The organism is Lacticaseibacillus yichunensis, from assembly GCF_003946405.1.
GTDB classification, from domain to species: Bacteria; Bacillota; Bacilli; order Lactobacillales; family Lactobacillaceae; genus Lacticaseibacillus; species Lacticaseibacillus yichunensis.
This window is the reverse complement of record NZ_RHOG01000001.1, coordinates 187,751-208,006: the sequence shown is the minus strand read 5'-3', so window position 1 is coordinate 208,006 and position 20,256 is coordinate 187,751. Positions and strand designations below refer to the sequence as shown.

Genomic DNA, 20,256 nt, shown 5'->3' with positions numbered 1-20,256 from the left:
CGAACACAGAAGTTAAGCTTCTCTACGCCGAGAGTAGTTGGTGGGTAACTGCCTGCGAGGGTAGGAAGCCGCCGCGCAAATGGAGGATTAGCTCAGTTGGGAGAGCGTCTGCCTTACAAGCAGAGGGTCACAGGTTCGAGCCCTGTATCCTCCATCGAGCCGTTAGCTCAGTTGGTAGAGCATCTGACTTTTAATCAGAGGGTCGACAGTTCGAGCCTGTCACGGCTCATTTTCCACTAGAAACAACGCCGCGGGTGTGGCGGAACTGGCAGACGCGCTAGATTTAGGTTCTAGTGGTTTATACCGTGGGGGTTCGAGTCCCTTCACCCGCATGCCAATCGGCTCAAGATCTATTGCGGCTTCGGCTGCACCCGGCAATTCATTTTGCGGAAGTAGTTCAGTGGTAGAACATCACCTTGCCATGGTGGGGGTCGCGAGTTCGAATCTCGTCTTCCGCTTCGAACGTTATCTGCCGGGATGGCGAAATTGGTAGACGCACAGGACTTAAAATCCTGCGGTGAGTGATCATCGTGTCGGTTCGAACCCGACTCTCGGCATTTATATATTTGCACCCATAGCGCAATTGGATAGAGTGTCTGACTACGAATCAGAAGGTTGTAGGTTCGACTCCTACTGGGTGCATCGTCAAAGCTTTGCCTTGACCCTCGTGATAATTGAATAATATGCGGAAGTAGTTCAGTGGTAGAACATCACCTTGCCATGGTGGGGGTCGCGAGTTCGAATCTCGTCTTCCGCTTTTTTCGGGAAATAGCTCAGCTTGGTAGAGCACTACGTTCGGGACGTAGGGGTCGCAGGTTCGAATCCTGTTTTCCCGATCAAATTGATCGGCGTGAATCACGCCGGTTTTTTTGTACGCATTTTCACAGATTTGGCTTTTTCAATGGATGCCTGTATAATGAATGTCAAGATTAGTCAAAGTCAAAGGTGGGTTGCCAATGGAAAGCCGAAATATGTCTGATGTGATCGAACGGTATCTCAAAGCGATGCTGAGCGGTGCCCACCAGGTCGAAATCAGCCGCAGCGAGATCGCCCAGCAGTTTAATTGCGTGCCGTCCCAGATCAATTATGTGATCAAGACGCGTTTCACACCCGAAAATGGCTATGTTGTTGAGAGTAAACGTGGCGGCGGCGGGTATATTCGCATCCTAAGGGTCCAAGTGAAGGATAATTGTGACCTGGTGGATGTGATGATCGATAATATGCCACAGGCGCTTCGGCCACGCCAAGCACAAGTGATGATTCAGCAACTCTACGATTCACAATTGGTGGGGCAACAGGCTGGCAATATGATGCTCAATGTGTTGAGTCACCAGACACTGGATCTGGATGACCGCCTCGCAGAAGATACATTGCGCGCGCGGTTATTGCTTGCTTTTCTTCAGAGTTTGCGGTATGAAAGATACACACAAAGACAGCTATGAACGAAGGAGTGTGCTTATGGACAATCTGTTTACGCCAAGTGCAACAAATGTCTTAATGATTGCACAGCAACAAGCTCAATATTTCCATCATCATGCGGTCGGGACGGAACACCTGTTGATGGCCTTGGTTAGAGAGCCGGATGGTATCGCTGGCAAGACCCTGCGTCAGCTCGGTATCACAGAAGATGATGTCCACGATGAGATCGAGCGTTTTACGGGTTATGGTACCGTGGATGCGTCAGCGAAACAATCGGATAGCTACCTTCCATATTCGCCAAAGGGCAAAGAGATTTTAAGTTTTGCCGGTGACGAGGCAAAACGGCTTGGCGCCCTGAAGATCGGGACGGAGCATATTTTACTTGGCCTGCTACGCGAAGACGATATTTTGGCAGCACGCATTCTTCAAAATTTGGACCTCAGTTTGTCGAAGACGCGTCAGTTGGTTCTCAAGAAGATGGGAATCAGCGATGCTGCCGCGAAACGCCGGCCGGCTGGCCCACGTGCCGCAAATGGTGCGCGCCCAGCGAGTCAGGGGACGCCAACGCTGGACGGGTTGGCCCGGGATCTGACGCAATTGGCTCGCGAAAACAAAATGGATCCGGTTGTCGGCCGGGACAAAGAAGTACGCCGGCTGATCCAGATCTTGGCGCGCCGGACGAAGAATAACCCTGTTCTGATCGGTGAGCCTGGCGTCGGTAAAACGGCGATTGCAGAAGGCTTTGCCGAAAAGATCGTCGCAGGCGAAGTGCCTGATGAAATGAAGGTCAAACGCCTGATGATGCTCGACATGGGCTCGTTAGTCGCAGGTACGAAATATCGCGGTGAGTTTGAGGATCGGTTGAAGAAGATCATCGATGAGATTTATCAAGATGGCAATGTCATTTTGTTCATTGATGAGTTGCATACGCTGATCGGTGCAGGCGGGGCTGAAGGCGCAATCGATGCCAGCAATATTTTGAAGCCGGCTTTGGCGCGTGGTGAATTGCAGCTGATCGGGGCCACGACCTTGGACGAATATCAAAAATATATCGAAAAGGATGCGGCACTTGAACGGCGTTTTGCCACGATCACTGTCAATGAGCCGACGCCTGAAGAGGCAGAGGAGATTTTGCGCGGATTACGCGGGCGCTACGAGGCGCATCATGGGGTGACCATCACCGACGATGCCCTCCACGAGGCGGTTGTGCTCTCTGCCCGTTACATCAGCAATCGTTTCTTGCCCGATAAGGCAATCGACCTGATCGATGAAAGTGCGGCGAAAGTCCGGCTTGATGAATCCGACAAGCCGACGAAGATCGACAAGCTGCAGATGCAACTGCGTGATCTGACGGCGGCCAAGGAAGATGCAATTGTGCATCAGGACTTTGAATCCGCGGCGGAACTTCGCCAAAAGGAACAGAAGCTCCGCGACAAATTGGCTGATGCACCGGATGCTGTTGATGAAAGCGGCGTGCGGTCGGATGTCAAAGTCGAACCTGAAGATGTGGCGGAAGTCGTGTCTCAGTGGACCGGCGTGCCTGTGACCCAATTGGCCAAAAAGGAAAGTGAACGGCTGGTCAATCTGGAAAAAGTTCTCCACGAACGGGTGGTTGGCCAGGACGAGGCTGTTTCGGCGGTCGCCCGGGCCATTCGCCGGGCACGTAGCGGGCTCAAAGACCCAACGCGGCCAATCGGGTCCTTTATGTTCCTTGGGCCGACCGGGGTCGGGAAGACCGAGCTCGCGAAAGCGTTGGCCGAGGCAATGTTTGGCTCTGAAGATGCGATGATTCGCGTGGACATGTCCGAGTATATGGAAAAGTTTTCCACCAGCCGGTTGATCGGTGCGGCGCCAGGCTATGTTGGCTACGACGAAGGCGGTCAGCTGACGGAAAAGGTTCGCAACAAACCGTATTCCGTTGTGCTGCTCGACGAGGTGGAAAAGGCGCATCCGGACGTCTTTAACATTCTGCTTCAGGTTCTTGATGACGGGTTCCTGACCGATTCAAAAGGGCGCCGGGTCGATTTTCGCAATACGATCTTGATCATGACCTCTAACATTGGTGCGACGGCTTTGCGCGATGATAAGAGTGTCGGGTTTGGTGTCAAGACCGAGACACAGGACTTCAAGACGATGCAGTCACGGATGCTCGAAGAGTTGAAAAAGGCGTTCCGGCCGGAATTCCTTAATCGAATCGACGAAACCGTCGTCTTCCACAGCTTGAACCGTGATGAGTTGCATGAGATCGTCAAGATCATGACGAAAAATGTGCTGCGGCGGCTGGATGACCAAGAGATTCACGTCAAGGTCACCCCAAGCGGCATCGATGCGATCGCCAAAGCGGGCTTTGATCCCGAATATGGCGCACGACCGATTCGTCGAGCCCTCCAACGCGACGTGGAGGATCAGCTCAGTGAACTGCTGCTGACGGGTCGCGTCAAAGCCGGGGACACGGTGACAATCGGCGCAACAAAGGGCAAGTTGACCTTCAATGTTAAGGAAGCTGAACCGCAGCCGGAACCGAAAACACCGGTGAAGGCGTAATGACGAAATAGGTGCGATCTGATGAAAAGAGGATCACACCTATTTTTATGGCGGCGGCGTCCTGTTGATCGGGTTGCCAGTTTTTGGACCCAAGCATCCTGCCCCGCGCGATAGAGACGCTGCAACAGCCACCCCGTCTCTGCTTTGAAAACTGCTTGACAGCCACCGGCCTGCAAGTGTATAGTCAAATTAATCGCATTTCGGTTTGGACAGCAGTCGCGGCGATCTATTGTCCGTTGCGGCGCACAGGAAACGTAAAAGTAGCAGAAGGGAAGACCAACTTCTACTTTTCGTTTTTTTTTGCTCAAAATGTCCTTCCGCCTGGCTTTGTAACGTAAATTTAACATTTCGCGCAATTTACATGGTCAGTCGGTGCCGAAAAATTCTATAAGGGGTGAACAATTTGGTAGGACACTTAGTCAACTACGGTAAGCACCGCACCCGCCGCTCCTATTCCCGTATCAAAGAAGTTCTAGATCTGCCGAACCTGATCGAGATTCAATCCAACTCTTATCAGTGGTTTCTCGACGAAGGGCTCAAGGAAATGTTCGATGACATCATGCCAATTGAAGATTTCCAAGGTAATTTGTCTTTGGAGTACGTCGATTATCAGCTGCTGGAACCGAAGTACACGGTCGAAGAAGCACGCCAGCATGACGCGAACTACTCCGCACCGCTGCACGTCACGCTGCGCTTGACCAACCACGAAACGGGTGAAATCAAGAGTCAGGACGTGTTCTTTGGCGACTTTCCGCTGATGACCAAGCAGGGGACCTTCATCATTAACGGTGCCGAACGTGTCATCGTTTCTCAGTTGGTCCGCTCGCCTGGCGTCTATTACAACAGCGAAACAGACAAAAACTCTCGCGTCACCTATGGCACGACCGTCATCCCGAACCGCGGTGCCTGGCTTGAATATGAAACAGACGCCAAGGACATCGCCTATGTGCGCATTGACCGGACGCGTAAACTGCCGTTGACCGAATTGATTCGCGCCCTCGGTTTTGGCGCCGATCAGGACATCATCAACATGTTCGGCGACAACGACAGCTTGATGCTGACAATGGAAAAAGATGTTCATAAGGAAGAAAGCGACACGCGTACCGACGAAGCGCTCAAGGATATCTACGAGCGGCTACGTCCAGGCGAGCCAAAGACCGCGGATTCTTCCCGTTCCTTGCTGTACGCTCGCTTCTTTGATCCAAAGCGTTATGACCTGGCTTCCGTTGGCCGCTACAAGGTCAATAAGAAGCTCAGCTTGAAGACACGCCTGCTGGGCCAGACCCTTGCCGAGACTTTGGCAGATCCTGATACCGGTGAAGTGATCGTTCAAAAAGGCACCAAGGTTGACCGTCATGTGATGGATACCCTGGGTGAGTATTTGGACCGCGACGACTTCAAGACGATCACCTACCAGCCGGAAGATGGCGGCGTCGTCACCGATCCGATGACTATTCAGGCAATCAAAGTCTTCAGCCAGGTCAATCCAGAGCACGAGCTTACCTTGATCGGCAACGGCCATATCGACAAGAAGGTCAAACATTTGACTCCGGCCGACATCATCGCGTCTATGAACTACTTCCTCAACCTGCAGGAAGGGTTGGGTTCCACGGATGATATCGACCATTTGGGCAACCGCCGGATCCGTTCTGTCGGGGAACTCCTGCAGAACCAGTTCCGCATCGGGCTGTCTCGGATGGAGCGTGTGGTTCGCGAGCGGATGTCGATTCAAGACTCCATGACCGTGACCCCGCAGCAGTTGATCAACATTCGCCCAGTCGTGGCCTCCATCAAAGAATTTTTCGGCAGTTCTCAGCTGTCCCAGTTCATGGATCAGACCAATCCGCTTGGCGAGTTGACGCATAAGCGCCGCTTGTCTGCCCTTGGCCCTGGTGGCTTGACTCGTGACCGTGCGGGTTATGAAGTCCGTGATGTGCATTACACCCATTACGGCCGGATGTGCCCAATCGAGACCCCAGAAGGCCCGAACATCGGCTTGATCAATAGCTTGGCGTCTTATGCGGTCGTCAACCCGTATGGCTTCATCGAGACCCCGTACCGTCGTGTGTCATGGGCGGATCACAAGGTCACCGATAAGATCGACTATTTGACTGCCGATGAAGAGGATAACTATGTTGTCGCTCAGGCGAACACCCCGTTGAACGACGATGGGTCTTTTGCGACAGACGATATCTTGGCTCGTTCGAAGGATGATAACATCGAGACGACGGCCGATCATGTCGATTACATGGACGTGTCGCCAAAACAGGTTGTTGCCGTTGCGACTGCCTGCATTCCTTTCTTGGAAAACGATGACTCCAACCGTGCCTTGATGGGTGCGAACATGCAGCGTCAGGCGGTGCCGCTGGTTGACCCACATGCGCCACTGGTCGCCACTGGTATGGAGTACAAAGCGGCCCATGACTCCGGAATCGCGGTGCTTGCAGAGCACCCAGGGACCGTTGAGTACGTGGATGCTAAAACGATTCGCGTGCGCCGCGATGATGGCGCGCTGGACAAGTACAACTTGATGAAGTTCCGCCGCAGTAATGCAGGTAAGAACTACAACCAGCGGCCGATCGTTCGCCTTGGCGATAAGGTCGACACCGATGAGATCGTTGCGGATGGCCCGGCGATGGATAATGGCGAATTGGCATTGGGGCAAAACCCGATCATCGCCTTCATGACCTGGAACATGTACAACTATGAAGACGCGATCGTGCTTTCGGAGCGTCTGGTCAAAGAGGATGTCTATACCTCGATTCATATTGAAGAGTATGAATCAGAAGCACGTGACACGAAGCTTGGCCCTGAAGAGATCACCCGCGAGATTCCAAACGTTGGCGAAGATGCCCTGAAGGACCTCGATGAATTCGGGATCGTACGTGTCGGGGCGGAAGTGCGCGACGGCGATATTCTTGTCGGCAAGGTGACGCCAAAGGGTGTGACCGAGCTGTCCGCTGAAGAGCGACTCTTACACGCGATCTTTGGTGAAAAAGCGCGTGAAGTTCGTGACACCTCGCTGCGTGTGCCTCATGGCGGCGGCGGCATCATTCAAAACGTCCGTATTTTCACCCGTGAAGCTGGCGATGAGCTGTCTCCTGGTGTCAATATGATGGTTCGTGTTTACATCACGCAGAAGCGGAAGATCCAGGTCGGCGATAAGATGGCCGGCCGTCACGGGAACAAAGGGACGGTCTCCGTCGTTGTGCCAGAAGAGGATATGCCGTATCTGCCAGACGGGACCCCAGTCGACATTCTGTTATCCCCAATGGGTGTGCCAAGTCGTATGAACATTGGCCAAGTCCTAGATCTGCATTTGGGCATGGCGGCCCGCAACTTGGGTATCCATGTGGCAACGCCAGTCTTTGACGGTGCCAACGATGATGATATTTGGGCGACCATGAAGGAAGCCGGCATGGCCAGTGATGGCAAGTCGATTCTTTATGATGGCCGGACCGGTGAGCCTTTTGAAAACCGGATCTCTGTCGGCGTCATGTACTACATGAAGCTCGCGCATATGGTCGATGACAAACTCCATGCTCGTTCGATCGGACCTTACTCTTTGGTCACTCAGCAACCACTGGGCGGCAAGGCGCAGTTTGGTGGTCAGCGTTTCGGGGAAATGGAAGTTTGGGCGCTGGAAGCTTATGGTGCTGCCTACACCCTGCAAGAAATTTTGACCTATAAGTCCGATGACGTGGTGGGTCGTGTTAAGACCTACGAAGCGATCGTGAAGGGCGAGCCGATTCCAAAGCCAGGCGTCCCGGAATCCTTCCGTGTGTTGGTCAAGGAATTGCAGTCCCTTGGGCTCGATATGAAGGTCTTGGATCAAAACAAGGAAGAGATCGAGTTGCGTGACATGGACGACGATGAAGACGATGTGGTCTCAGTGGATGCTTTGGCCAAGTTTGCTGCCGAACAGGAAGTAAAGAAGGCGCAGGAAGCTGCCACGACTGCAACAGATGCATCTGACGACAAGAAATAATAGGAGGTCAGCCTTTTGATCGATGTCAATAAATTTGAAAGCATGCAGATCGGCTTAGCCTCGCCTGACAAGATCCGCAGCTGGTCCTATGGGGAAGTCAAAAAGCCCGAGACGATCAACTACCGGACCCTCAAGCCTGAGCGCGATGGCTTATTCGATGAGCGTATTTTCGGGCCGACCAAGGACTGGGAATGTGCATGCGGCAAGTACAAGCGTATCCGTTATAAGGGTATCGTGTGCGACCGATGCGGCGTTGAGGTCACGCGTTCGAAGGTCCGCCGTGAGCGGATGGGCCATATCGAACTCGCTGCCCCCGTGTCCCACATCTGGTACTTCAAGGGCATCCCGAGTCGCATGGGTCTTGTGCTCGACATGTCGCCCCGGGCGCTTGAAGAAGTGATCTACTTCGCGTCCTATGTCGTGATCGATCCAGGTGATACTGGGCTTGAAAAGAAGCAGCTGCTTACCGAGCGTGAATATCGCGACAAACGCGACGAATACGGTCAGCGTTTCCAAGCCAAAATGGGTGCGGAAGCGGTCAAGGAACTGCTGCAACAAGTTGAACTGCCAAAAGAAGTTGCCGAACTCAAAGAAGATCTGAAGTCTGCCCAGGGTCAAAAACGGACCCGTGCGATTCGTCGGCTGGACATTTTGGATGCCTTCCTTGAATCTGGCAACGACCCGGCATGGATGATCATGGACACGATTCCGGTCATCCCGCCTGATCTGCGGCCAATGGTTCAACTGGAAGGGGGCCGTTTTGCGACCTCTGACTTAAACGACCTGTACCGTCGGGTGATCAACCGTAACAACCGTCTGAAGCGTTTGCTGGATCTGAATGCACCGAACATCATCGTGCAGAATGAAAAGCGCATGCTGCAGGAAGCTGTTGACGCGTTGATCGATAACGGGCGGCGCGGCCGTCCTGTCACCGGCCCGGGGAACCGACCACTGAAGTCTTTGAGCCACATGCTCAAAGGGAAACAGGGCCGTTTCCGTCAGAACTTGCTGGGCAAGCGTGTCGATTATTCCGGCCGTTCGGTTATCGATGTCGGCCCAACACTGAAGTTCTATCAATGCGGCTTGCCGCGTTCGATGGCGCTTGAGCTCTTCAAACCATTTGTAATGCGTGAACTCGTTCACCGCGAAATGGCTTCGAATATCAAGAACGCCCGACGTAAGATCGACCGCGAAGACGATGACATCTGGGATGTGCTTGAAGATGTGATCAAGGAACGTCCAGTCCTTCTGAACCGCGCGCCTACCTTGCACCGACTCGGGATTCAAGCGTTTGAGCCGGTTCTTGTCGATGGCAAGTCCATCCGTCTTCATCCACTGGTCTGCGAAGCTTATAACGCTGACTTTGATGGGGACCAGATGGCGGTCCATGTGCCGCTGTCTGACGAAGCCCAGGCTGAAGCACGCCTGCTGATGTTGGCGGCGCACCACATTCTTGCCCCTCGTGATGGGAAGCCGATCGTAACGCCTTCTCAGGACGTTGTGCTGGGTAACTATTACCTGACCATGGAGCAAAAGGGTCGCGAAGGCGAAGGTATGATCTTTAAGGACAAGGACGAGGTGCTGATGGCACTGCAAAATGGGGTCGTGCATCTGCACAGCCGCATCGGCCTTGCCGTTGACTCCATGCCGACCAAGCCATTCACTGATGACCAGCGGCACCAAGTCATGATCACCAGTGTCGGCAAAGTGATCTTTAACGAGATCATGCCGGAAGACTTCCCGTATTTGAACGAACCGACGAAGGAAAACATCACAGATGGCGTCGATAGCCGCTTCTTTATCGCACCAGGCGAAGACATTCATCAGTTCTTGATGGATGCCCCAATTGTCACGCCGTTCAAGAAGGGCTTCCTGTCCGACATCATTGCGGAAGTCTTCAAGGACTACAAAGTGCAGCGAACTTCTGATCTATTGGATGACATGAAGACCTTGGGCTACACCCAGGCGACGAACTCCGGCCTCACAGTCGGAATCGCTGATGTGCCAAATCTGCCTGAAAAAGGGAAGATCGTTGATGAGGCGCATAAGAAGGTCGCGACGGTCTCCAAACAGTTCCGTCGTGGGCTGATCACAGACGATGAGCGCCATGACCGGGTCATCTCGATCTGGAACGACGCCAAGGACGAGATTCAGCAAGCGCTGATCGACGCCTTTGACCCGAACAACCCAATCTCCATGATGAGTGATTCCGGGGCTCGTGGGAACATTTCAAACTTTACCCAGCTTGCCGGGATGCGTGGTCTGATGGCTGCGCCAAACGGTGGGATGATGGAAGTCCCTGTTTTGTCTAACTTCCGTGAAGGCCTGTCTGTCATGGAAATGTTCATGTCAACTCACGGGGCACGTAAAGGGATGACCGATACCGCCTTGAAGACCGCTGACTCGGGTTACCTGACCCGGCGTCTGGTCGATGTTGCACAGGATGTCATTGTCCGCGAAGAGGATTGTGGCACCGACCGTGGGCTGACTGTCACCGCGATTCGCGAAGGCAATGAAATGATCGAGCCACTGTACGACCGTCTTGTTGGCCGCTACACGCTCAAGTCTGTTGCAGATCCTGAAACAGGCGAGATCATTGCAGGCAAAGGCGTACTTTTGGACGAGGACCTCGCGCAAAAGATCGTTGATGCCGGCGTTGATACCGTCGAGATTCGTTCCGTCTTCACCTGCAACACGAAACATGGTGTTTGCCAGAAGTGCTACGGCCGCAACCTTGCGACCGGCGAGCAGGTCGAAGTTGGTGAAGCGGTCGGGACCGTTGCCGCGCAATCCATCGGCGAGCCTGGTACCCAGCTGACCATGCGTAACTTCCATACTGGTGGTGTTGCCGGTGGCGAAGATATTACCCAAGGGCTGCCTCGTATCCAGGAAATCTTTGAAGCCCGTAATCCAAAGGGGCTCGCTGTAATCTCTGAGGTCGAAGGTGAAGTGACCGCGATCGATGAAAACCCAGCCGAGCATACCCGCGAGATCACGGTCACAGGTGAGATCGATACGCGCAGTTACTCTGTGCCATATGCCTCATCTGTTGCGGTTGCGGAAGGCGATCATGTCATTCGCGGCGGCCGTCTGACCGGCGGCTCCATTGATCCAAAACAGTTGATCAAGGTGCGCGATGTCTTGAGTACGGAAAATTATCTGCTCTCTGAAGTGCAGAAGGTTTACCGTATGCAGGGTGTTGAGATTGCCGACAAGCATGTCGAGGTCATGGTGCGTCAGATGTTGCGGAAGATTCGCGTCATGGATCCAGGCGACACTGATATTTTGCCAGGCACGCTACTTGACGTCAGCGAGTTCACCGAGCGCAACAAGAACACGCTGGTTTCCGGCGGCATTCCAGCCACGGGCCGTGCGGTCTTGCTCGGGATCACCAAGGCGTCCCTTGAAACCAACAGCTTCTTGTCCGCGGCTTCCTTCCAGGAAACAACTCGTGTCCTCACCGATGCGTCGATTCGCGGGAAGAACGATCCGCTTGTTGGGCTGAAGGAAAATGTCATCATCGGGAAGATCATTCCGGCTGGGACCGGGATGGCGACCTACCGTCACATGGAACCAAAGACGGTCGGCCAGTCAGTCAACGGGGTCTATTCGATCAACGCGCTGACCAAGAAGATGGCCACTGAAGAAGCAGCAAACGCTGCGGATGGCAGTGCCCCGACGCAAGATTCTGAAGATTAAGCATGATACATGCAAGCGTCGCATCCAGAAATGGGTGTGGCGCTTTTTTTTTGTGCACTAGACCCACACCGCCAGCAAGCCCCATGCCACTGCCATGGCGGGGATGAACACGATCTCGCGACTTTGAAAGAGACGGCTTTGCACCAGTCCAAACGCACAGGCGATCAACAGCCACCAGGCAACAACAAGTGGCGGCCAGCACGCAGCCACAACGGCTAAGATCACAGTGTCGGCACTGCCGAGCCAGCCGCAACGCGTGAGCAGCACGAAGCCGCCAACGATCAGCCACCAGGTCGGTGTCAGCAGCGATTGCCAGCGCCAGACCAGCATGCCCAGCGCCCAGGTATCGAGCCACCAGGCCGCTACACTGCCGCGGTGGGCATCGGCAAGCGCGGCATGGCCGAGGCCGGCCCATAACGCGAGACCCCAAAGATCCAGCCACGGCAGCGGGAGGACCAGGACTGTCCCCAGCCAGCGCCAGCATTTTGTATGCCACAGGGCGCGGCCGTGGATACCGAGCGTGATCGCAAGGATGATCTTTGCAAGAAAAAACATGTCGCACCTCCACTCTGAGTTCGTCGCTTGGTTCATCAAAAGATTTCGCAAATGAACAAAGAGACGTGCGGTGACCGCAAACAAAAGGTGGCAGCCCGCCATTGCGTCCGCCTTGGCCAACGCGTATCCTGATCAAGGAGGGATTTATCGATGCTCACTTTTGACCCGATCACTCAGGAATACCAGTTGCAGCAGGCTCTGACTGTGTATCAAGCCAATCAGGCCTATTTTGACCTGACCCAGGAGGTGCCGACCGCCACCAGTGTGCGCCGGGATCTCGCGACGCGGCCAGATGGCATTGCTTCGACTCGCAAGTTATTCGCGCTGATTCGCGATGGCAAAGAGGTGCGCGGCGTGCTCGATCTCTTGCACGGCTACCCCGACGCCAAGACGGATTACATCGGCCTGCTTCTGATCGCCGAACATCACCAGGGCTGGGGCACTCAGGTCGTGAAGCAGTTGGTGGCTGACGCCAAAAAGCGCGGCGTGCAGGGCTTGACGCTGGCGGTGCTCGCGAACAATCCAAACGCCCGCGGTTTTTGGCAGGCAATGGGCTTTACGGCATTTGGCGACGCGACTGCGCAGATCAACGGCCAGCCCTTTGCCGTGCAGTTGATGCGACGTGAGCTCTAGCCTGACACAATCAGATGTGGCTGGTGAAAAACGGGCCGCCACCGCGATTTTTGGGCGCGCGACCTTGACACGTCGGGGCAGGGATAGTACACTATCAAATGTGCGTTTTCCAGTTTGTCCGGGCCGTTGGTCTGTGAACTGGTGAATTGCCAGTTCATTGCCTGCGCGGCCGTTTTTTTATGACAAAAAATGAACCGCCTGGATGTGTGGACTTACAGCATTACCAAAATCAGGAAGGAGGAACCTTAGAATGCCTACCATTAACCAATTGGTGCGTCAAGGTCGTAAATCTAAAGTTACCAAGTCAGATTCTCCTGCGTTGAACTTCGGTTACAACAGCATGAAGAAGTCTCTGACCAACAATCCAGCTCCGCAAAAGCGTGGGGTGGCCACTCGTGTCGGGACAATGACCCCGAAGAAGCCTAACTCCGCTTTGCGTAAGTATGCTCGTGTACGTCTGTCTAACTTGATCGAAGTGACGGCTTACATCCCGGGCATCGGCCATAACCTGCAGGAACATAGTGTTGTTCTGATCCGTGGCGGTCGTGTAAAGGATTTGCCTGGTGTTCGTTACCATATCATCCGTGGGACGCTTGATACTGCCGGTGTTGACGGCCGTATGCAGGGTCGCTCGAAATATGGTGCCAAGAAGCCAAAGAGCAAGAAGTAATTCGATCATTTTCGCAATTGCGAAAACAAAAGTTAAGAGGAGGCAAACAGCATGCCACGTAAAGGCAGTGTTTCAAAGCGCGACGTCTTACCTGATCCAGTGTACAATTCCAAGCTGGTGACCCGCCTGATCAACCACTTGATGATCGACGGCAAGCGCGGTAAGGCACAGACCATTCTGTATGATGCGTTTGATATCATTAAAAAAGATTCCGGCAACGAGCCGCTTGATGTTTTTGAACAAGCGATGAAGAACGTAATGCCGGTCCTCGAAGTTAAAGCTCGCCGTATCGGCGGTTCTAACTATCAGGTCCCGATCGAAGTGCGGCCAGACCGCCGGACGACCCTGGGCCTTCGTTGGATCGTGCAATATTCCCGTCAGCGCGGGGAGCATACCATGGACGAACGCCTTGCGCGTGAGATCATGGATGCCGCTAACAACACCGGCGCTGCGGTCAAAAAACGTGAAGACACGCATAAGATGGCTGATGCCAACCGCGCGTTCGCTCACTATCGTTGGTAAGATGCTTTTGGCTATTATATCCGCACCTTGGCATATAGTAGCCAATTGTTTTATCCTGCCACATAATTTCAGTAAACCGAACCAATCAGAAATGAAAACAGAGAGGAGTTAACTTTTCACATGGCCAACAAGCGAGAATTCTCACTCGACCGGACCCGCAACATTGGGATCATGGCCCATATCGATGCTGGTAAGACCACGACGACCGAACGTATTTTGTACTACACGGGGAAGATTCATAAGATCGGCGAAACTCATGATGGGGCTTCGCAGATGGACTGGATGGCCCAGGAAGTAGAACGTGGGATCACCATCACCAGTGCTGCGACCACGGCCTTCTGGAAGGATCACCGGATCAACATCATCGATACCCCAGGACACGTGGACTTCACGATCGAAGTTGAACGTTCCCTGCGTGTCTTGGATGGTGCGATCACCGTTTTGGATGCCCAGTCTGGTGTTGAACCGCAGACTGAAAATGTTTGGCGTCAGGCCACCACGTACGGCGTTCCGCGGCTTGTTTTCGCAAACAAGATGGATAAGATCGGCGCGGACTTCCAGTACTCTGTCCAGACCCTTCACGATCGCCTGGGTGCTAACGCCCATGCCGTTCAGTTGCCGATCGGGGCCGAAGACAACTTCAAAGGCGTCATCGACCTGATCGAAATGAAGGCCGACCTGTACGACGAAGATGCGCTCGGGACCGAGTGGGATGTTGTCGATATTCCTGACGACTACAAGGAAGCGGCTGAAAAGGCTCATAACGAGTTGATCGAAGCCGTTGCCGACGTTGACGATGGCATCATGGACAAGTACCTCGAAGGCGAAGAAATCTCCAAGAACGAGATCAAGGCTGCGATTCGTAAGGCGACCTTGAACCTCGACTTCTACCCTGTGCTTGCGGGCTCCGCCTTCAAGAACAAGGGTGTGCAGATGTTGCTTGACGCCGTCATCGACTACCTGCCATCTCCGCTAGATGTTCGTCCTTACAACGCGACGGATCCTGACACCGGTGACAAAGTTGAACTGCGCGCCGGCGACGACCAGAGTTTTGCGGCCCTGGCCTTCAAGATCGCCACAGACCCGTTTGTTGGTCGTTTGACCTACATCCGTGTTTACAGTGGGACTTTGGAAGCGGGCTCGTATGTCCTGAACGCTTCCAAGAACAACCGTGAACGTGTCGGTCGTTTGCTGCAGATGCACAGTAATCACCGTGAAGAGATTCCAGAAGTCTTCTCCGGGGATATTGCTGCGGCGATCGGTCTGAAGAACACCACCACTGGTGATTCTCTGACCGATGTCGATCACCCGCTGATTCTTGAATCCCTTGAGATTCCAGAACCAGTTATCCAGGTCTCCATCGAGCCTGATTCAAAGGAAGATCGTGACAAGCTAGATGTTGCGCTTCAAAAGCTTTCTGAAGAGGACCCGACCTTTAAGGCTGAGACCAACCCAGAAACTGGTGAAACGTTGATCGCCGGCATGGGCGAGCTCCATTTGGACATCATGGTCGATCGAATGAAGCGTGAATTTAAGGTTGCCGCGAAGATCGGCGAGCCGCAAGTTGCGTATCGTGAGACCTTCACCAAGCAGGCTTCCGCAGAAGGGCGCTTCGTTCGCCAGTCTGGTGGTAAAGGTCAGTATGGTGATGTTTGGGTCGAGTTCACCCCGAACGATGAAGGCAAGGGCTTCGAATTTGAAGATGCCATTGTCGGTGGTGTGGTTCCGCGTGAGTACATCCCAGCTGTTGAACAGGGCCTGAAGGAAGCCATGGAAAATGGTGTCTTGGCTGGCTACCCATTGATCGACGTGAAGGCAAAACTCTATGATGGGTCTTACCATGAAGTCGATTCATCGGAAGCAGCCTTCAAGGTTGCGGCTTCTCTTGCCTTGCGCAATGCGTCTAAGGCTGCCGGTGCGGTGATCCTTGAACCGATCATGCACGTTGAAGTCGTTGCCCCTGAAGAATACTTCGGTGATATCATGGGCCAGATCACTGCTCGTCGCGGCCGTGTCGAAGGCATGGAAGCGCGTGGTAATGCCCAGCTCGTCAACTCTCAGGTGCCGCTGGCCGAAATGTTCGGTTACGCGACGACGCTTCGTTCTGCCACACAGGGTCGTGGGACGTTTACCATGACGTTCGACCACTACGAGGCCGTTCCGAAGAGCATCCAGGAAGAGATCATCAAGAAGAACGGCGGTCAGGCGTAAGCCGGGCTGCTGGACAAGCCCCGTCTCAGTGCAAGCTGAGGCGGGGCTTTTTCTTTGCTTCAAAAAGTCGGCGCAGGCTGGTATTCGTGCACATCTGCGGAAAAACAGTCAATGTGACTCTCAGCGGGCAGTTATCTGCCGGGCTAATTTCTTTTTTGCCGCTGGTGCGGGCCCGCACACCTCTCCAAGAGCGTGATGCGGCGCGCTTTCCGTCTATTTTCCATGGTGTCTCAGACAATCAATGTCGTGCAACCGGTTGCAAAAATCGTTTTTATTTTGGCTGCAATCGGTTATACTCTTCCTTGACAGCAGGGAACACCTGCAAGAAAGGGGAAGAATAGATGGAAAACACTGTTCAGGGCTTTTTGCGAAGGCAAGGGCAAGACGTTTTTAACGATGCAGGCCCAGTGATTCTGCAAGGATGGGGCATTGGCAACTGGCTGCTTCCGGAAGGCTATATGTGGGAGTCGCAAGGCGCACACAACTTCGACCGCCCGCGGCGCATTGAGGCGCGCATCGCAGAGCTGCTTGGGCCGGAAAAAGCCGCTGAGTTTTGGCCACGTTTTCGCCAGGTCTTTTTCACCCAGGTGGATGTGCAATATATCAAGGATCAAGGCTACAACAGCATCCGGCTGCCCTTTGATGCCGCGCTGTTTCTTGAAGAAGGGCCTGGAATCCACTTCAAAGAGGCCGGTTTTCAGTACCTCGAGGATGTGGTGCGCTGGTGCCGGGCGGCGGATCTGTATGTGATCTTCGACATGCATGCCGCGCCAGGCGGGCAGACTGGGGCAAACATCGACAACGCGATGGCCGAGATTCCGCGGCTGTTTGTGGATCAGGACCAATTCGATAAGGGCGTCGCATTATGGGCGGAGATCGCGCGGCGGTTCAAGGACGACCCAGTCGTTGGCGGGTATGACCTGCTGAACGAGCCGATTCGCCCGGCAACTGGCACGCTGGTCGATTATGATCGCCTTCTGCCGCGGCTGGCTGCGTTTTATGAGACCACCATTGCGGCCGTTCGCCAGGTGGATCAGGCCCACTTATTCAGTCTGGAAGGGCATCACTGGGCCTCTGACCCGCGTGTTTTCACCCATGTCTTTGACGAGAACATGGTCATCCATTTCCATCGCTACGGCGGCTTCCCAGAAAAGGCGCAGTTCACGCCGTGGCTTGAGCTTCGCGACCGCCTGAACGTGCCGCTGTGGCTTGGCGAAACAGGGGAAAACAAGCCGCAATGGTACAGCGCACTGACCCAATTTTGCACGGATGCGAACATCGGCTATTGCTTCTGGCCGTATAAAAAAATGGGTAAGCGCAACGGCAGCGTGACCGTCAAAACGCCGGCCGGCTGGGATGCGATCATTGCCTATGTCAAAGGCGGCGTGCATCCCGGTTACGCCGAGGCCGCGGCGACGTTTGAACAGCTCCTCTTGAACATGGCGCTGGTCAACTGCGAGCGCAATCCGGATGTGGATGCTTCTATCTTGCGGACGGCTGGCATGACACTGCGGGCGACCGATTTTCGTGATGCCGACTGCCAGGGGGGGAATGCGCCGAAGAACTTCGATGGCTACCGAATTACGACGCCAATGACCGTCACCGCGATCGCCGAGCCGCAGCCTTCTAATTTTGGCTTCGACAGCCACTGGGACCGCTTCGTCCTGACCCTGACGCCTGACGAATCCGTGACCTACCTGACGCCGCTGCACAAGGCACCGTGGCAGCTGGCAATCGCCTTACATGAGGCAAAGGACGCTGTGATCACCGCACAGCTCAATGGGGAGACCATCACTTTTACCGTCGGTGGCAATACCGCAACGGCTACGATGCCCGCAAATTCGGCGGATGATGTGCTGACGATCGCCGTCAGCGCAGGGGAAGCCAGCTTGCTCACTGTGACTTTTTAAAAAAGTTTCGTGAAAGCGCTTGCCAAAACAAATGGCCCGTGGTATCTTAAGAATATAAATAAAAACGTTTTTATGTGTGGTGATCGTCGTGAAGAAAAAAACCATCAAAGACGTGGCGGAATTGGCTAACGTCTCGATCTCAACCGTGTCCAATGCCTTGAATGGCGTGAACGTGGTGACTCCGGAAACCAAGCAGCGCGTGCTCAAAGCGGCCGCAGAATTGAATTATGTGCCAAACCTCATGGGTAAGCAGCTGCGCTCCGGTGAGACGAAGATGCTCGGCTTCTTCACAGACAGTGTGTCCGGTCCTTATTTCTATGTGTTGGTCGAGGCGATCTCGCGGGCTGTTGCCAAACTCGGCTACGGCATGCAGGTCATTGTGCCAAGTGACCACAAAACGTTGATGAACAACATCTTAGGCAATGTCGTCGATGGGGCGATCATCTTTGAACATATGATCAACGATGACGACATTCAGCAGATCCTGATGCATTCAGTCCCGACCGTGCTGCTGGACCGACCGGCGCATGGGCCTAAGATGAGCAGCTTTATCTTCAACTCTCAGGCGGAAGGGTATGAGGCGACGAAGTACCTCCTCAACCTCGGTCATCGGCGCCTTGGCTTCCTGGCCGGCTACGAGAACAACCACGATAGCCATTTGCGCTACGCAGGGTTCAAGCAGGCCATCGAAGAAGCAGGCCTCAACAGCGATGAGATGCCTGTTTTGTCTGGGTTGTTCGAAGAGGAAGCGTCCTACAACGCGGTGAAGTCCTACCTGCATTATGCGGATGAACCCGCGACTGCGTTTCTTGCCGGGAATGACCTATCCGCCATTGGGGCGATGAAGGCAATCGTCAGCTTGGGATATAAAGTGGCGGAAGATTTCTCAGTCATGGGGTTTGATGACATCGAGATCTCCCAGTATTTCCGGCCCGCGTTGACCACGGTCCGCAACCCGATCGCGCGTCAGGGCATCCTGGCAGTCGACGAGCTGCTTGCGATGATCAATGGCCGCGTCGGTGGCACGGAACAGGTGTTGGATGGCGAACTCGTCATTCGTGACTCGACGGGTTTTGCAAAGCATTAAGCGAAATTTTTTAGGCGTTAAAATAAAAACGTTTTTATGCTACTAAAAGGGGTGTTTCTGGTGGAAACAAGGGAGAAAGTCGTAAAACCAGGGATCGGTGAGAAGACGAAGCGGTGGTTCCGCGGATTTGGCAAGCAGTGGCAGCTGCAGACCATGATCTTGCCGGGCGTCATCTTCATGATCATCTTCAACTTCATTCCGATCTATGGTCTGTCGTTAGCATTTAAGCAGTACTCCGTCACCGATACCATCGGCGGCGCGCAGTGGATCGGCCTGGATAACTTCAAGGCGATCATGGCCGACAAGTATTTCTGGGAAAGCGTGTGGAACACGGTTGGCATCTCGGCAATCAAGCTGACGGTCGAATTCTTCTTACCGATCATCTTGGCCGTCATGATCTATGAGATTCCGTGGGCGCCGTTCAAGAAGATCGTGCAGACGTTCACCTATCTGCCGCATTTTCTGTCCTGGATCATCTTGGGCGGGATGTTGATCAACTGGCTGTCCACCAACGGCCTGATCAACGAGGTGCTGAAGTTCATTGGCATCAATGCACACGGCAACTACCTGCTGGATGCTGGCAAATACTGGAACATCGCGGCTTGGTCGGATGTCTGGAAGGAAGCCGGCTGGGGGACGATCTTGTATCTCGCCACCATGGCTGGCATCGATCCAACGTATTACGAGGCGGCCGAAATGGATGGTGCCTCTAAGATCCGTCAGATCTGGAGCATCACCATTCCCGAGATCACCAACATCATCGCGTTGAACCTGATCCTGTCTGTTTCCGGGCTGTTCAACTCGAACCTGGATCAGACCTTGGTCTTGATGAACTCGCAGAACCAGCCAAAAGCGGAAGTTATCAATTCCTATGTTTATCGCGTTGGGCTGACGCAGGGGGATTTCTCCTATGCGACAGCTGTTGGCCTCGGGGTGTCGATCATCTCCGTCATTTTGTTGATCATTACCAACACGGCGACGAAGAAACTCAACGACAACCAGTCGGTCTTGTAAGGAG

General features: G+C 54.0%; 12 protein-coding genes and 8 tRNA genes. 19 read left to right on the top strand and 1 reads right to left on the bottom strand.

The window, feature by feature from the left end; translation table 11 throughout:
• Positions 1 to 81: 81 nt before the first annotated feature.
• The 12 genes from EKM95_RS01005 (at position 82) to rpoC (ending at position 11,650) form a co-directional block, all read left to right on the top strand.
• Positions 82 to 154: transfer RNA gene (locus EKM95_RS01005), tRNA-Val, on the top strand.
• A 2-nt stretch (positions 155 to 156) separates the two neighbouring features.
• A tRNA-Lys gene (locus EKM95_RS01000) sits at positions 157 to 229 on the top strand.
• A gap of 21 nt (positions 230 to 250) precedes the next feature.
• Positions 251 to 332: transfer RNA gene (locus tag EKM95_RS00995), tRNA-Leu, on the top strand.
• Between the two features lie 54 nt (positions 333 to 386).
• Positions 387 to 458 (top strand) — tRNA-Gly (locus tag EKM95_RS00990).
• Positions 459 to 471: 13 nt separating this feature from the next.
• A tRNA-Leu gene (locus tag EKM95_RS00985) sits at positions 472 to 557 on the top strand.
• 11 nt (positions 558 to 568) lie between these two features.
• Positions 569 to 642: transfer RNA gene (locus EKM95_RS00980), tRNA-Arg, on the top strand.
• A gap of 43 nt (positions 643 to 685) precedes the next feature.
• Positions 686 to 757 (top strand) — tRNA-Gly (locus EKM95_RS00975).
• 5 nt (positions 758 to 762) lie between these two features.
• Positions 763 to 836, top strand: a tRNA-Pro gene (locus EKM95_RS00970).
• A gap of 120 nt (positions 837 to 956) precedes the next feature.
• Positions 957 to 1,442 (top strand): CtsR family transcriptional regulator, encoded by a 486-nt coding sequence (locus EKM95_RS00965; RefSeq protein WP_125695962.1) that lies wholly within the window; start codon positions 957 to 959, stop codon positions 1,440 to 1,442.
• A gap of 16 nt (positions 1,443 to 1,458) precedes the next feature.
• A complete protein-coding gene (locus EKM95_RS00960) occupies positions 1,459 to 3,963 on the top strand; it encodes an ATP-dependent Clp protease ATP-binding subunit (protein WP_125695961.1) in 2,505 nt (834 codons plus the stop codon).
• Positions 3,964 to 4,366: 403 nt separating this feature from the next.
• The gene (gene rpoB, locus EKM95_RS00955) at positions 4,367 to 7,951 is read left to right on the top strand and encodes a DNA-directed RNA polymerase subunit beta (RefSeq protein ID WP_125695960.1); all 3,585 of its coding nucleotides are present in this window, start codon (positions 4,367 to 4,369) and stop codon (positions 7,949 to 7,951) included.
• Positions 7,952 to 7,966: 15 nt separating this feature from the next.
• Positions 7,967 to 11,650: a DNA-directed RNA polymerase subunit beta' gene (gene rpoC, locus EKM95_RS00950; RefSeq protein ID WP_125695959.1), complete on the top strand. Its 3,684-nt coding sequence runs from the start codon at positions 7,967 to 7,969 to the stop codon at positions 11,648 to 11,650.
• Positions 11,651 to 11,707: 57 nt separating this feature from the next.
• On the opposite strand, the gene EKM95_RS00945 is transcribed toward rpoC, so the two are convergent.
• Positions 11,708 to 12,205, bottom strand: a complete 498-nt coding sequence (locus EKM95_RS00945) for a hypothetical protein (RefSeq protein WP_125695958.1) — start codon at positions 12,203 to 12,205, stop codon at positions 11,708 to 11,710.
• Positions 12,206 to 12,355: 150 nt separating this feature from the next.
• Here EKM95_RS00945 and EKM95_RS00940 point away from each other — a divergent pair, with 150 nt between their 5' ends.
• The 7 genes from EKM95_RS00940 (at position 12,356) to EKM95_RS00910 (ending at position 20,252) form a co-directional block, all read left to right on the top strand.
• Positions 12,356 to 12,838 (top strand): GNAT family N-acetyltransferase, encoded by a 483-nt coding sequence (locus EKM95_RS00940; RefSeq protein WP_125695957.1) that lies wholly within the window; start codon positions 12,356 to 12,358, stop codon positions 12,836 to 12,838.
• A 250-nt stretch (positions 12,839 to 13,088) separates the two neighbouring features.
• Positions 13,089 to 13,508 (top strand): 30S ribosomal protein S12, encoded by a 420-nt coding sequence (rpsL, locus tag EKM95_RS00935; RefSeq protein WP_125695956.1) that lies wholly within the window; start codon positions 13,089 to 13,091, stop codon positions 13,506 to 13,508.
• 51 nt (positions 13,509 to 13,559) lie between these two features.
• Positions 13,560 to 14,030: a 30S ribosomal protein S7 gene (gene rpsG, locus EKM95_RS00930; protein ID WP_125695955.1), complete on the top strand. Its 471-nt coding sequence runs from the start codon at positions 13,560 to 13,562 to the stop codon at positions 14,028 to 14,030.
• 120 nt (positions 14,031 to 14,150) lie between these two features.
• Entirely contained in the window at positions 14,151 to 16,241 is a 2,091-nt protein-coding gene (gene fusA / locus EKM95_RS00925; RefSeq protein WP_125695954.1) for an elongation factor G, read from the top strand.
• A 341-nt stretch (positions 16,242 to 16,582) separates the two neighbouring features.
• Positions 16,583 to 18,151, top strand: a complete 1,569-nt coding sequence (locus EKM95_RS00920; protein ID WP_125695953.1) for a glycoside hydrolase family 5 protein — start codon at positions 16,583 to 16,585, stop codon at positions 18,149 to 18,151.
• An 88-nt stretch (positions 18,152 to 18,239) separates the two neighbouring features.
• Entirely contained in the window at positions 18,240 to 19,238 is a 999-nt protein-coding gene (locus tag EKM95_RS00915; protein ID WP_125695952.1) for a LacI family DNA-binding transcriptional regulator, read from the top strand.
• 153 nt (positions 19,239 to 19,391) lie between these two features.
• The gene (locus EKM95_RS00910; RefSeq protein ID WP_225423102.1) at positions 19,392 to 20,252 is read left to right on the top strand and encodes an ABC transporter permease; all 861 of its coding nucleotides are present in this window, start codon (positions 19,392 to 19,394) and stop codon (positions 20,250 to 20,252) included.
• Positions 20,253 to 20,256: the final 4 nt, after the last annotated feature.

Bases quoted from the DNA above. Each gene is read 5' to 3' on its own strand.
- rpsL (WP_125695956.1), top strand. From the start codon at position 13,089: ATGCCTACCATTAACCAATTGGTGCGTCAAGGTCGTAAATCTAAAGTT.
- EKM95_RS00920 (WP_125695953.1), top strand. From the start codon at position 16,583: ATGGAAAACACTGTTCAGGGCTTTTTGCGAAGGCAAGGGCAAGACGTT.
- fusA (WP_125695954.1), top strand. From the start codon at position 14,151: ATGGCCAACAAGCGAGAATTCTCACTCGACCGGACCCGCAACATTGGG.
- EKM95_RS00965 (WP_125695962.1), top strand. From the start codon at position 957: ATGGAAAGCCGAAATATGTCTGATGTGATCGAACGGTATCTCAAAGCG.
- EKM95_RS00910 (WP_225423102.1), top strand. From the start codon at position 19,392: ATGATCTTGCCGGGCGTCATCTTCATGATCATCTTCAACTTCATTCCG.
- EKM95_RS00960 (WP_125695961.1), top strand. From the start codon at position 1,459: ATGGACAATCTGTTTACGCCAAGTGCAACAAATGTCTTAATGATTGCA.
- EKM95_RS00945 (WP_125695958.1), bottom strand. From the start codon at position 12,205: ATGTTTTTTCTTGCAAAGATCATCCTTGCGATCACGCTCGGTATCCAC.
- rpsG (WP_125695955.1), top strand. From the start codon at position 13,560: ATGCCACGTAAAGGCAGTGTTTCAAAGCGCGACGTCTTACCTGATCCA.
- EKM95_RS00940 (WP_125695957.1), top strand. From the start codon at position 12,356: ATGCTCACTTTTGACCCGATCACTCAGGAATACCAGTTGCAGCAGGCT.